The organism is Streptomyces sp. NPDC048211, from assembly GCF_043202315.1.
Classification (GTDB): Bacteria; Actinomycetota; Actinomycetes; order Streptomycetales; family Streptomycetaceae; genus Streptomyces.
Genome location: NZ_JBIDAD010000001.1, coordinates 776,747 through 789,404 on the forward strand (window position 1 = coordinate 776,747; position 12,658 = coordinate 789,404).

The following is a 12,658-nucleotide window of genomic DNA, read 5'->3' on the forward strand; positions in this document are numbered from 1 at the left end:
CGGCGTGCCTTCGAGCCCCTCCGGCGTCTGCCGTCCGGCCCTTCCTGCGGGTGAGGAGCAGGGGCCCGGAGGCGGAACTCCTGGCTACGGGAAGGGACGGGCGGGGGAGAGCCCGCCGCCACGGGGAGAGGGTGGCCCCGTGTGACAGGGAGAGGGCGGGCAGGGGGAGAGCCCCGCCTCAGGAGCAACCCGCCCGCCCTGCCCGTCCCTGGTCATGCCTGCCCGTTCCGGGTTACGCCCGCCGGCCCCGGGCTACGCCAGCCCGCGCCGCGCGACCGCCGGGGCCCGGTGCCCGGCGATGGACGCCACCATGTCCAGGACGTCCCGCGTCTCCGCCACCTCGTGGACCCGGTAGACCCGCGCCCCCAGCCATGCGGACACCGCCGTCGTGGCCAGCGTGCCGAGCAGCCGCTCCTTCACCGGCCGGTCGAGCGTCTCGCCCACGAAGTCCTTGTTGGAGAGCGAGACCAGCACCGGCCACCCCGTCTCCGCCATCTCCCCGAGCCGGCGCGTCGCCTCCAGTGAGTGCCGGGTGTTCTTCCCGAAGTCGTGACCGGGGTCGATCATGATTCCGTCCGGCCGGACCCCCAGCTCCACGGCCCGCTCGGCCAGCCCCACGGTCACCCGCAGGATGTCGGCCATCACGTCCTCGTATCCGGCCCGGTGGGGCCTGGTCCGCGGCTCGGCGCCGCCCGCGTGCGTGCAGACGAGGCCCGCCCCGTAGCGCGCGGCGACCTCGGCCAGCTTCGGATCGACCCCGCCCCACGCGTCGTTCAGCAGGTCCGCGCCGGCCTCGCAGACCGCCTCGCCGACGTCGTGGCGCCAGGTGTCGACACTGATCACCACGTCCGGGTGGCGGCGGCGCACCTCAGCGACGAATCCGACGGTGCGACGGGCCTCCTCCTCGGCGGTGACCTCCTCGCCCGGGCCCGCCTTCACCCCGCCGATGTCGATGATCGCGGCACCGTCGGCCACGGCCCGCTCGACCCGGGAGAGCGCGGGTTCGTCGTGGAAGGTGGCGCCCTGGTCGTAGAAAGAGTCCGGGGTGCGGTTCACGATCGCCATGATCACCGGCTCGTGCGCGCCGAACTCGCGCCGGCCCAGCCTCAGCGCACCGCTTCGCATCCCGTGTCTCTCCTTCGAACCTTTGAATCCGCCCAGCAGATCTCCGCCGGAGCCGACTGCGACCCTAACTGTCAGTGCCGCATGGCACGATCGGACCCGGACGAATTCCGCTCCCGGGGAGATACGCGTGTTCTGGTTCTTGCTGCTCGCGATGGTGGTGGTGGTTGCCGCGGTCACCCTCGCGGTGGTCGGTGGAGGGAAGAGTGCCATCCTGCAGGACGTGGCGCCCGAGCAGCTGACGGATCCGCTGCCCGTGACGCGCCCGGTCGGCCGGGCGGATGTCGAGGCGCTCCGGCTGCCCGTCACCGCCCGCGGCTACCGGATGGCCGATGTGGACGACGCGCTGGGCCGCCTCGGCGCCGAGCTCGCCGAGCGGGACGCGCGGATCGCGGAGCTGGAGTCGGCGCTGGCCGGCGCCCAGGCCACCCGAGCCGGCCGTCCCGATCTTCTGAAGCAGCCCGAGGACGCCACACGGTCGCCCTGGGAGGCCCCGGAGCCGCAGGGCGGGGTCCCGCGCCCCGACGAGGAGACCGGACGATGAGCGGCGGCGCCGAAGCGGCGGCGGACGGCCGGCTGCGCTGCCCGTGGGGCCTGTCCACCGAGGACTACCTCGTCTACCACGACACCGAATGGGGCCGCCCGGTCCACGGCGACGACGCCCTCTTCGAGCGGCTGTGCCTGGAGGCGTTCCAGTCCGGACTGTCCTGGCTGACGATCCTGCGCCGCCGGGAGGGCTTCCGCGCCGCGTTCGCCGGGTTCGGCATCCAGAAGGTGGCGGCGTTCACCGACGAGGACCGCGAGCGGCTCCTCGCCGACGCGGGCATCATCCGCAACCGGGCGAAGATCGACGCCACCCTCGCCAACGCCCAGGTGCTGGCCGGCTGGCAGGACGGCGAGCTGGACGAGCTGATCTGGTCCTACGCCCCCGATCCGGCGGGCCGCCCCGTGCCGCGCGTCCTCGGGGACGTGGCGGCCGTCACCGCGGAGTCCACGGCACTGTCGAAGGACCTCAAGAAGCGCGGGCTGAAGTTCATCGGCCCGACCACGGCCTACGCCCTGATGCAGGCGTGCGGCCTGGTCGACGACCATCTGGCGGACTGCGTGGCACGCGGCGCCGGCACCGCGGCGCGGGCCGGAGCCGCTCCGTCGCCCGGAGCGCCCTGAGAGGTGGGCCGGACCGGCTCTACCGGCCGAGGTACTTCGGCTTCTCCTTGTCGAGGAACGCCTGCACCGCGATCGCGTGGTCCTGCGACGCGCCCGCCGCCGTCTGGAGTTCGTCCTCCTTCTCCAGCGTCTCGCCCAGGGTGTGGCCGGCCCCGTAGGCCAGTGACTCCTTGAGGGCGGCGTACGCCACCGTCGGGCCGTCCGCCAGGGCGCGGGCCACGGCGGTGGCCTCGGCGACGAGGTCGGCCGCAGGCACCAGCTTGTTCACGATGCCCAGGTCATGGGCGTCCTGCGCGGAGATGGAGCGCGGGAAGAGCAGCAGATCGGCGGCGCGGCTGTGGCCGATCAGCCGGGGCAGCGTCCAGGAGACGCCCGAGTCCGCCGTGAGGGCGACCCCGGCGAACGAGGTGTTGAACGAGGCGGTGTCGGCCGCGACCCGGTAGTCGCAGGCGAGTGCGAAACCGAAGCCCGCCCCGGCCGCGGCGCCGTTGACCCCGGCGACGACCGGCTTCGGCATCTCGGTGAGTGCTCGCACGATGGGGTTGTAATGCTCCTGCACCGTGCTCAGCGCGTTGCCGCCGCCCGACGCACGGACCTCGGCCAGCTTGGAGAGGTGTTCCTTGAGGTCCTGGCCGACGCAGAAGGCGCGCCCGCCGGCGGCGGTGAGCAGAACCGCCCGCACGGCGGTGTCGGCGCCGGCCGACTGCAGGGCGTCGCGCAGCGCCACCTTGGCCGCGGTGTTCATCGCGTTCATCGCGTCGGGGCGGTTGATCGTGATCGTCGCGAGCCCGTCGCTCACCTCGTAGAGCACGGTGTCGTCGTGATCGGCCATGTGCGGTCCCCTTTGCGCCTCGTCGAACGTGCCTGTCCAGGCAAGCATGGCGGACTTCGACGGGAGCGAACATGTGACCTGCGTCTAACGATTGCGCCCCGATGCAGGGTGGAAGGGGACGGAGTATCGCAGTCGGATCGCCGAATTGGGTGGTTTTGAGTGAGCGCGTTGCGCAAGCGATGCAGAGCGATGTTGGTCATCGGGGTCTGTGATGCGGGATAATGGCCTGGAAGCAATGTGTTCGATGCCGGTGAGGCAGCGCCTGTCATGGGGCCGCCGGTTGCGATGAGCTGGTTTCAGGAAGGGGAACGAGCATGGCGGCCATGAAGCCGCGGACGGGCGACGGCCCGCTCGAGGTGACAAAGGAGGGGCGGGGCATCGTCATGCGCGTTCCGCTCGAAGGCGGCGGTCGGCTTGTCGTGGAGCTGACTCCGGACGAGGCCGATGCACTCGGCGATGCCCTCAAGAAGGTCGTCGGCTGACAGAGGCGCCCACACTTCACCTGCCCCGGCGCGGTTTCCGTGCCGGGGCAGCGGTGTGTCCGGGGGCATGACACGCCGCGCGGAGGCCGGCCGCGCCGGCCGCCCGCCGGGGTCAGCCGCGTCGTACCGCGCAGAGGAGGCCGTCGCCCACCGGCAGCAGTGTCGCCATCAGCTCCTGGCTCTCGCGGACCGCGCGCAGCAGCTCGCGCAGGCGCAGTACCTCCGCGGGCTGGGCGGCGGAGTCGACCGTACGGCCGTCCGCGAAGACGCCCTCGAAGCAGACCAGACCCCCAGGTCGTAGCAGGCGCAACGATTCAGCGAGGCAGTCCAGGCTCTCCAGCCGGTCGCCGTCGCAGAACACGAGGTCGTATCCGCCGTCCGCCAGCCGGGGGAGTACGTCGAGGGCGCGGCCGGGGATGAAGCGGGCCCGATTGGCGGCGAAGCCCGCCGCGCGGAACGCCTCGCGGGCGAACTGCTGGCGCTCCGGCTCCGGGTCGACCGTGGTCAGCACCCCGTCGGGCCGCATGCCGTGCAGCAGATAGAGGCCGGACACGCCCGTCCCGGTGCCGATCTCGGCCACCGCCTTGGCGTCCGTCGTGGCAGCGAGCAGGCGCAGCGCGGAGCCGGTGCCTGGCGACACCGAGCGGAGCCCCGCATCCCGTGCCCGGTCCCGGGCCCAGCGCAGTGCTTCGTCCTCGGCGACAAAGGCGTCGGCGAACGCCCAGCTCGTCTGCCGGTTGGCGGTGATGACCCTCTCCTGTCCCCGTAGTTGGCGCAACGGTGACTGTATCCGCTGCGCCCGGGAACCCGCAGATGGGACCGGGCGTTAGAGAAGGGCAGGGGAAAGCACGTGGATCGGGCCCGCAGACCGGGCGCCGGACCGGCGGGCAGGCGGTTCCCGGGGAGATCCCCGGCCCCAGCAGGAAAAAGGCTTATCCGGAGCTAACGGGCGAGGTGGCTATGGTAGGGGCTCCACTGGACACCACCAGAGCCGACAGGGGAGGTGCGGCTGCGCCTGTGGATCGGGGAGGAGTGCTGTGGCGCTTTCTCAGGTCGGCGGGTGAGCCGAAATCCGTGACCAACATTGCTGACCGTTCTTCCAACGACTCCGCACCGACCGCGACCTTCGCCTCAGATGCGGACTCCCAGGCGTGGACGCCGCCCACATGGGAAGAGATCGTCAGCACGCACAGCGGTCGTGTCTACCGCCTTGCCTACCGACTGACGGGTAACCAGCACGACGCCGAGGACCTCACCCAAGAGGTCTTCGTCCGGGTGTTCCGATCGCTGTCGACGTACACGCCCGGCACCTTCGAGGGCTGGCTGCACCGCATCACGACCAATCTGTTCCTGGACATGGTCCGCCGCAAGCAGCGCATCCGCTTCGACTCCCTCGGGGACGACGCCGCCGAGCGGCTGCCGAGCCGTGAGCCGTCGCCGCAGCAGGTCTTCAACGACACCCACTTCGACGCGGATGTCCAGCAGGCGCTGGACACCCTTGCGCCCGAATTCAGGGCCGCGGTCGTGCTCTGTGACATCGAGGGACTTTCGTACGAGGAGATCGCCGCGACACTCGGCGTGAAGCTCGGCACCGTGCGCAGCCGTATCCACCGCGGGCGCTCGCACCTGCGCAAGGCGCTCCAGCACCGTTCGCCCGAGGCCCGTGCCGAGCAGCGCACGCTGGCGGGAGCCCTCGTCTCAGGGGAGGGCGGAACGGCGTGAGCGGCACAGGTCCGACCTCCGCGGAACAACACCTGGGGGACCGCCTCGCCGCGCTCGTCGACGGGGAGCTGAAGCACGACGCCCGCGACCGGGTGCTCGCGCACCTCGCGACCTGCGCCAAGTGCAAGGCCGAGGCTGCCGCCCAGCGGCGCCTGAAGAGTGTCTTCGCGCAGTCGGCCCCGCCCTCGCCCTCCGAGGGCTTCCTCGCCCGGCTCCAGGGCCTTCCCGGCGGACCCGGTGGTGACGACGACGTCCGGGGAAGACCGTCGGGCGACTCAGGGCGCTTCGGTGACGGGGTCTTTCCCGTGATGCAGCCCTCGGGCAGCCGCGCCCAGGCGCCCTCGGCCGCCTCCCCGCCGGCCGCCTTCGGCTATCTCCCGACCCTGCACGGGTCGACGGCGGTGCTGCCTGCCGGTCAGGCCGGATCCGTCTTCCGGATCCATGAGGTCGGCCGTGAGAGCGAGCGCTCGCCGTGGCGGGGACGCCGGTTCGCCTTCGCAGCAGCCAGCGCCGTTTCGCTGGCCGCCATCGCGCTCGGCGGCGCCCTGCCGACGGACACCGGTATCGAGACCCCGGCACGGGCCGGGGGCCCGGGCAACACCGTGGCCCCGCTCGACGCCGACGCCCGTGCGGCGAGCGGCACCGTCAGCCGGCGCGGTGGCGGCAGCCACGGCACACTGTCCGCGGCCGGTGCCGATCGCCCGTTCTCGCTCGCGGTGAACGCCGCGCCGCTGGCGTTCTCCTCGGCGCCCTCCCTGCTCGGCACCGGCGGCCTCAGCGGGAAGCCGTTCGCCCTCCCCGTCCAGTCCACCGTGTCCGCGCCCTCGCTGATACGTCCCGACGCCACCAACCCCCTGTTCTCCCGCGCCCTCGGCAGCGGACTCGCCCCGGCCGAATCCACCGCGCCCTCCGCGAAGCCCTCCCGAACGCCCACATCGGCCTCCGGAGTACCGGCCCCCGCCGATCACGGCCTGCCGCTTTCGCCCCGCCGCTGATGAAGGTCCGTGTACGGGGCTGCGCAGGGCATCCGTAAACCTGGTTGAATTCCGGCAGGATTTCCGGAGGGACGCCCCTGTCGGGGTGTGCGGAGGCCGGTGACGGCAGTTGCGGGGAGAGCATGGACGACGGGAAGACCACCGAGCCGAAGGCGAAGTGGTGGAGCCGGCCCACGCCGGGACGCAGCACGCGCACAGCGCCTCAGGAGCCGTCGCCCGTAGAGGACGCGATGCCCCCGGCAGCCGTGCCGGCAGACGCGCCGCCCGTGAGTGAGACCCCTCAGGCCGTGCCGCACGGGGCCGAAACCGTGGCACCCGAGGCCGCGGGGTTCGAAACCGCGACAGCCGGGATCCCCGCACGCGAGGGCGAGGCCCCCGCACCGCGGGCCGCCCAGCCGCTCCACGAGCCCGACCAGTACAGCACCCCGCCCTACGGCGGTCCCGGCCCCTGGGCGCCGGCACCGCCCGTGCAGCGGCCGACCCCGGCGCACGGCACCCCCGTACCCTCGGCCTACGCGGGGACGAACGGCTCCGGCATGACGGTCCCGCCCGCGTTCCAGCCCCCGCCCCCGTTGCCGCCGCACCCGCAGGTCCCGGGCCAGGCCGCCCACCCGCAACCCCAGCCGCACCCGCAACCCCAGCCGCACCCCCAACCTCAGCCCCCGTCGCCGCAGTGGCTCCAGTACGACCCCTGGGGCGCGCCCCGGCAGCCGCTCGTCACCCGGCCCGGGCCCCCGCTCGGCCCCGACGGCCGCCGGAAGAGCCGGCGCGGACCGGTCCTCGTCGGCGCACTGCTCCTCGCCCTGGTGGCGGGCGGCATCGGCGGCGGCATCGGCGCGTACATAGAGCGCAACGGCGGCTTCACCCAGGTCGAACTGAGCCAGGACGAGCGCAACGGCGGCGGACGCGCCCCCGACAGCGTCGCGGGCATAGCGGCCAGCGCCCTGCCCAGCGTGGTCACCCTGCACGTCAGCGGTACCACCGAATCGGGCACCGGCACCGGCTTCGTCCTCGACGACCAGGGCCACATCCTGACCAACAACCACGTGGTCGCCCCGGCCGGTTCCTCCGGCGACATCACCGTGACGTTCAGCGGCGGCGAGACGGCGAGCGCCGAGATCGTCGGCAAGGACAGCGGCTACGACCTGGCCGTGGTCAAGGTCAGCGGCGTCTCGGGGCTGAAGCCGCTGCCCCTGGGCAACTCCGACAACGTGCAGGTCGGGGACCCGGTGGTGGCCATCGGCGCACCCTTCGACCTGTCCAACACCGTCACCTCCGGCATCATCAGCGCCAAGGACCGGCCGATCACCGCGGGCGGCGAGAAGGGCGACGGCAGCGACATCAGCTACGTCGACGCGCTCCAGACCGACGCCCCGATCAACCCGGGCAACTCCGGCGGCCCGCTGGTGGACACCGACGCACACGTGATCGGGATCAACAGCGCCATCCGCGCCGCGGACAGCGGTTCGACCACGGAGGGCGGCCAGGCCGGTTCCATCGGTCTCGGTTTCGCCATCCCGATCAACCAGGGAAAGCGCGTCGCCGAGGAGCTCATCAACACCGGGAAGGCCACCCACCCGGTGATCGGTGTGAGTCTCGACATGAAGTACACCGGGGACGGGGCCAAGGTCGGGGCCAAGGGCGCCGACGGCAAGTCCTCCGTCACCGAGGGGGGTCCCGGGGCCGAGGCGGGCATCGAGCCCGGCGACGTCATCACCGAAGTGAACGGCAGGCGGGTGCACAGCGGCGAGGAGCTGATAGTGAAGATCCGCTCGCACCGGCCGGGCGACCGGCTGAAGCTCACACTGACCCGAGGTGGTAAAGACCTGTCCATGACTTTGACGCTCGGTTCGGCAACGGGCACATGACGGTCATGAGGAGCTACCGCCCGGACAGTTTCGCCGGGTACCGTGGGCCGGGTCCGGACCTCAGCCGACCTGGTCGCGGAGAACACGAGGAGCCGCAAGGTGTTCAATGACATAGGACCACTCGAGCTGGTGGCGCTCGCCATCATCGGCGTGCTCGTCTTCGGCCCGGACAAGCTTCCCAAGGTCATCCAGGACGCCTCGCGCTTCATCCGCAAGATCCGGGAGTTCTCGGAGAGCGCCAAGGAAGACATCCGCACGGAGCTCGGCCCGGAGTTCAAGGACTTCGAGTTCGAGGACCTCAACCCCAAGACGTTCGTCCGCAAGCAGCTCATGGACGGCAACGACGATCTGGGGCTGAAGGAGATCCGGGAGAGCTTCGACCTGCGCAAGGAGGTCACCGAGGTCACCGACGCGGTGAACGGGCGCGCGAGCTCCGCAGTCGAGGCGAAGAGCGGCGTGTCGGGCGCTGCCGCGGTCACCGCGGCGAACGGCTCGCCGGGCGCTCCCGACCTGCTCAAGAAGCGTGAGCAGCCCGCGAAGACCGACCACCCGCCGTTCGACGCAGACGCCACCTGACACCCGTCAATCCCGACTCATCCGGACGGTATGGCTATTCTCCATCTGTCCGGTTGTGAGTACGCCCGCGGGGGGTGGGCCGCTCCGGACCTTGACGATCGAGGAGGCGGCCGGGCAGATGGAGACAACGAGTCGGGTGGGCGCGGATGGTGCGCCGGACACAGCCACGGCGGAGGGGGTGCCGGCGGCCCGGCTCACGGTCGACGGCTATCTGCAGGCGCCGTTCCCCTGGTACGGACTGGACGAGGCCTTCACCGGGCCCCGTTGGCTGATGCAGGTGGGCACCGCCGCGGACGGCACGGTGCAGCACGGTTCCACCGGTCACGGTGACGAACCTTCGGTACGGGGCGGCGACTGTGGTGCGGACAAGCAGCGGTTCGCGGTCGTCGTGACCGTGGCCAGCAGCCCGGTGCGGCGCAGCGGCGACGGCACGGGGGTCCTGGACGCGACGACGGTCTCCTCCGCGGCCTGGCTGGCCGGCTCCGGCCTGCTCGCCTACACCTGGCCCCCGCAGATGGACCACACGCTGCGCGACGACTGGCTGGACCAGCAGACGGAGACGGCGTTCGAGCTCGCCGACGACCTCGACGGCCCCGCGTGGTCGGCGCTCTCCCTGCCGGTCGACGGCGTGCCGGTGCCCTTCCACTACCGCGAGTCCGAATTCGGCTGGGTGCTGGCAGGATCGGCGCGCGGCGTCCACATCGGGGCGTACGGGCGGGGGATGAGCGCGTACGGTCTCGGGTTCTCCGTCGTCGGGGACATCGCGTCGTACGACGCGTAGCGCCGACGGCTCACGGACGAAACGAAAGGTGCCGGGACCCTCGGGTCCCGGCACCTTCGCGCGTCGCGCCCGCGGTCAGAACTTGTTGCGCGGGGTGATGCCCAGGGACATGCCGGACAGGCCGCGCTGACGGCCGCCCAGCTTGTCCGCGATGGAGCGCAGGGCCTTGCCGGCCGGGGAGTCGGGGTCGGACAGCACGACGGGCTTGCCCTCGTCGCCGCCCTCGCGCAGCCGTACGTCGATCGGGATGGAGCCGAGCACCGGCACCTCGGCGCCGACCGTCTTCGTCAGCCCCTCGGCGACCCGTGCGCCACCGCCCGAGCCGAACACGTCGACCATCTCGTCGCAGTGCGGGCACGGCATGCCGGACATGTTCTCGACGACGCCGACGATCTTCTGGTGGGTCTGCACGGCGATCGAACCGGCCCGCTCGGCCACCTCGGCCGCGGCCTGCTGCGGGGTCGTGACGACCAGGATCTCCGCGTTCGGAACCAGCTGGGCCACGGAGATCGCGATGTCACCGGTGCCCGGCGGCAGGTCGAGCAGCAGGACGTCCAGGTCGCCCCAGTACACATCGGCGAGGAACTGCTGGAGCGCGCGGTGCAGCATCGGTCCGCGCCACACCACCGGGGCGTTGCCCGGGGTGAACATGCCGATGGAGATGACCTTCACACCGTTCGCCGACGGCGGCATGATCATGTTCTCGACCTGGGTCGGCTTGCCGTCCGCACCGAGCATCCGGGGCACGCTGTGCCCGTAGATGTCCGCGTCCACGACACCGACCTTGAGCCCGTCGGCCGCCATGGCCGCCGCGAGGTTCACCGTCACCGAGGACTTGCCGACGCCGCCCTTGCCGGACGCGACCGCGTACACCCGGGTCAGCGAACCGGGCTTGGCGAACGGCACCTCGCGCTCCGCCGTGCCGCCGCGCAGCGAGGTCGCGAGCTCCTTGCGCTGCTCGTCGCTCATCACGTCGAGCGTGACCTCGACCCGCGACACCCCTTCGACGCGGGCCACCGCGTCCGTCACGTTCTTGGTGATCGTCTCGCGCATCGGGCAGCCGGAGACGGTGAGATACACCGTGACAGCGACCACACCGTCAGGATCGATGTCGACCGATTTCACCATGCCGAGCTCGGTGATCGGACGGTGGATCTCCGGGTCGTTCACTGTCGCCAGTGCCTCAAGCACCGCGTCTTCCGTAGCCATACGGACGATGGTACGGCGCCCGCTGCTACGCGCGGGTAGCTCCGTCAGCGGTCTTCGTCACTCTCGGCGTGCTGCAGTGCCCGCCGCTCGTCCAGATGCTTCACGAGGTCCTCGAGTTCGGAGCGGATCCAGTCGCGCGTGGCGACCTCGCCGAGGCCCATCCGCAGCGCGGCGATCTCCCTGGTCAGGTACTCGGTGTCGGCGATGGAGCGCTCGTTCTGCTTGCGGTCCTGTTCGTGGGTGACCCGGTCGCGGTCGTCCTGCCGGTTCTGCGCGAGGAGGATCAGCGGGGCCGCGTAGGAGGCCTGGAGCGAGAGCATCAGGGTCAGAAAGATGAACGGGTACTCGTCGAACCGCAGCGGCCCGGGCGCGAAGATGTTCCACACCACCCACAGGATGATGATCAGCGTCATCCAGACGATGAACCGCCCGGTGCCCAGGAAGCGCGCGATGCGCTCCGAGAACCGGCCGAACGCCTCGGGGTCGTACTCCGGCAGCAGCCGGCGGCGCGGGGCCTTTGGCTGGTCGAGCCGGGCGCGCGGGGGGCGGGTCAGCGCCGACGAGCCGTTCGACCCCCTGGAACGCTCCTCACCGGTCACCGGGCACCCCCTCGCGGCCGTGGAAGTCGGTCTCCCGCCAGTCGTCCGGCAGCAGGTGGTCCAGGACGTCGTCGACCGTCACCGCGCCCAGCAGCGAGCCGCTCTCGTCCACCACGGGCACCGAGACCAGGTTGTACGCCGCCAGATAGCTGGTCACCACCGACAGCGGGGTCCCGGGCGTCAGTGCCACCAGGTCGCTGTCGACGATCGAGCTGACCAGGGTGAACGGCGGGTCGCGCAGCAGCCGCTGGAAGTGCACCGTGCCCAGGTACTTGCCCGTCGGCGTCTCGTCCGGCGACCGGCACACGTACACCTGCGCGGCGAGCGCCGGGGACAGGTCCGACTGGCGGACCCGGGCGAGCGCGTCGGCCACCGTCGCGTCCGGGCGCAGGATGATCGGCTCGGTGGTCATCAGACCGCCCGCGGTCCGCTCCTCGTACGACATGAGGCGCCGCACGTCGGCCGCGTCGTCCGGACGCATCAGCGTCAGCAGCCGCTCCTTGTCCGCCTCGGGCAGCTCGGAAAGCAGGTCGGCCGCGTCATCGGGGTCCATGGCCTCCAGGACGTCCGCGGCGCGCTCCTCCTTGAGCTTGCCGATGATCTCCACCTGGTCGTCCTCGGGGAGCTCCTCCAGGACGTCGGCGAGACGGTCGTCGTCCAGCGCGGCGGCGACCTCCGCCCGCCGCTTCGGGGACAGATGGTGCAGGGCGTTGGCCACGTCGGTGGGACGCAGCTTCTCGAACGTGGCGACCAGCGACTCCGCGCCCTGCCCGTGTTCCTCCAGCGAGAAGCCGCTGACGGCCGACCACTCGACGGTCAGGGTCTCGCCCTTGCGGCGCAGCGCCCCGCCCCGGCCCTTGCGGACGAAGTACTTGTCGATCTCCCAGTCGCGGCGGGCCGGCAACTGCTGGATGGCCACGTCCAGGATGGTGACCTCCTCGCCGGTCTCCACGAGGCTGACCCGCCGGTCGAGGAACTCGCCGAGCACCAGACGTTCGGTGGGCCGCTGTTCGAAGCGCCGCATGTTGACCACGCCGGTGGTGATGACCTGCCCCGACTCGATGCCCGTCACCCGGGTCATCGGAAGGAAGATCCGGCGCCGGCTCACCACCTCGACGACGATGCCGAGCAGCCGGGGCGGCCGGCCGCCGACCCGGAGCATCGCGACCAGGTCGCGGACGCGCCCCACCTGGTCGCCGTTGGGATCGAAGACCGGTACGCCCGACAGGTGCGAGACGAAGACGCGGGGCGTGCCTGGTGCCATGCCTGCGCCTCCTCGTTCGCGACCGGTCTGCGCATCCGGTC

Annotated in this window: 14 protein-coding genes; 8 read left to right on the top strand and 6 right to left on the bottom strand. The window is 71.7% G+C overall.

Annotated features, from left to right (window positions below):
* Positions 1–252: 252 nt before the first annotated feature.
* Positions 253–1,125, bottom strand: coding sequence for a dihydropteroate synthase (gene folP / locus ACGFZA_RS03600; RefSeq protein WP_385275549.1), 873 nt, complete (start codon positions 1,123–1,125; stop codon positions 253–255).
* Between the two features lie 127 nt (positions 1,126–1,252).
* Here folP and ACGFZA_RS03605 point away from each other — a divergent pair, with 127 nt between their 5' ends.
* Positions 1,253–1,666: a hypothetical protein gene (locus ACGFZA_RS03605; RefSeq protein WP_385275546.1), complete on the top strand. Its 414-nt coding sequence runs from the start codon at positions 1,253–1,255 to the stop codon at positions 1,664–1,666.
* Positions 1,663–2,289, top strand: a complete 627-nt coding sequence (locus tag ACGFZA_RS03610) for a DNA-3-methyladenine glycosylase I (RefSeq protein ID WP_393676889.1) — start codon at positions 1,663–1,665, stop codon at positions 2,287–2,289. The genes ACGFZA_RS03605 and ACGFZA_RS03610 overlap by 4 nt, the downstream gene beginning before the upstream one ends.
* A 19-nt stretch (positions 2,290–2,308) precedes the next feature.
* Here the strand turns inward: ACGFZA_RS03610 and ACGFZA_RS03615 are convergent, their stop codons facing one another.
* Complete coding sequence (locus tag ACGFZA_RS03615) at positions 2,309–3,121, bottom strand: enoyl-CoA hydratase/isomerase family protein (RefSeq protein ID WP_385275540.1); 813 nt, start codon at positions 3,119–3,121, stop codon at positions 2,309–2,311.
* A gap of 314 nt (positions 3,122–3,435) precedes the next feature.
* Between ACGFZA_RS03615 and ACGFZA_RS03620 the strand changes: the two genes are divergently transcribed.
* Positions 3,436–3,603 carry a DUF3117 domain-containing protein gene (locus tag ACGFZA_RS03620; protein ID WP_003966491.1) on the top strand — a complete coding sequence of 56 codons (168 nt, stop codon included), beginning with the start codon at positions 3,436–3,438 and terminating at the stop codon, positions 3,601–3,603.
* A gap of 112 nt (positions 3,604–3,715) precedes the next feature.
* Here the strand turns inward: ACGFZA_RS03620 and ACGFZA_RS03625 are convergent, their stop codons facing one another.
* On the bottom strand, positions 3,716–4,381 hold the full coding sequence (locus ACGFZA_RS03625; RefSeq protein WP_385275537.1) for an O-methyltransferase: 666 nt from the start codon (positions 4,379–4,381) through the stop codon (positions 3,716–3,718).
* A gap of 182 nt (positions 4,382–4,563) precedes the next feature.
* On the opposite strand from ACGFZA_RS03625, the gene sigE reads away from it, so the two are divergent.
* The 5 genes from sigE to ACGFZA_RS03650 all read left to right on the top strand — a co-directional run bounded on the left by sigE (position 4,564) and on the right by ACGFZA_RS03650 (position 9,545).
* Positions 4,564–5,325, top strand: a complete 762-nt coding sequence (sigE, locus tag ACGFZA_RS03630) for an RNA polymerase sigma factor SigE (RefSeq protein WP_393676891.1) — start codon at positions 4,564–4,566, stop codon at positions 5,323–5,325.
* Positions 5,322–6,320, top strand: a complete 999-nt coding sequence (locus ACGFZA_RS03635; protein WP_393676893.1) for a zf-HC2 domain-containing protein — start codon at positions 5,322–5,324, stop codon at positions 6,318–6,320. Before sigE ends, ACGFZA_RS03635 begins: the two co-directional genes overlap by 4 nt.
* A 122-nt stretch (positions 6,321–6,442) precedes the next feature.
* The gene (locus ACGFZA_RS03640; protein WP_393676895.1) at positions 6,443–8,188 is read left to right on the top strand and encodes a S1C family serine protease; all 1,746 of its coding nucleotides are present in this window, start codon (positions 6,443–6,445) and stop codon (positions 8,186–8,188) included.
* Positions 8,189–8,287: 99 nt separating this feature from the next.
* On the top strand, positions 8,288–8,764 hold the full coding sequence (locus ACGFZA_RS03645; RefSeq protein ID WP_385275525.1) for a sec-independent translocase: 477 nt from the start codon (positions 8,288–8,290) through the stop codon (positions 8,762–8,764).
* Positions 8,765–8,882: 118 nt separating this feature from the next.
* Positions 8,883–9,545 carry a hypothetical protein gene (locus ACGFZA_RS03650; protein WP_385275521.1) on the top strand — a complete coding sequence of 221 codons (663 nt, stop codon included), beginning with the start codon at positions 8,883–8,885 and terminating at the stop codon, positions 9,543–9,545.
* A 75-nt stretch (positions 9,546–9,620) separates the two neighbouring features.
* Here the strand turns inward: ACGFZA_RS03650 and ACGFZA_RS03655 are convergent, their stop codons facing one another.
* The 3 genes from ACGFZA_RS03655 to ACGFZA_RS03665 are packed head-to-tail and all read right to left on the bottom strand — an operon-like array spanning position 9,621 to position 12,617.
* Positions 9,621–10,754: an Mrp/NBP35 family ATP-binding protein gene (locus tag ACGFZA_RS03655; protein ID WP_385275518.1), complete on the bottom strand. Its 1,134-nt coding sequence runs from the start codon at positions 10,752–10,754 to the stop codon at positions 9,621–9,623.
* Positions 10,755–10,798: 44 nt separating this feature from the next.
* On the bottom strand, positions 10,799–11,353 hold the full coding sequence (locus tag ACGFZA_RS03660) for a DUF1003 domain-containing protein (protein WP_393676898.1): 555 nt from the start codon (positions 11,351–11,353) through the stop codon (positions 10,799–10,801).
* Complete coding sequence (locus tag ACGFZA_RS03665) at positions 11,343–12,617, bottom strand: magnesium transporter MgtE N-terminal domain-containing protein (RefSeq protein WP_385275512.1); 1,275 nt, start codon at positions 12,615–12,617, stop codon at positions 11,343–11,345. Before ACGFZA_RS03665 ends, ACGFZA_RS03660 begins: the two co-directional genes overlap by 11 nt.
* Positions 12,618–12,658: the final 41 nt, after the last annotated feature.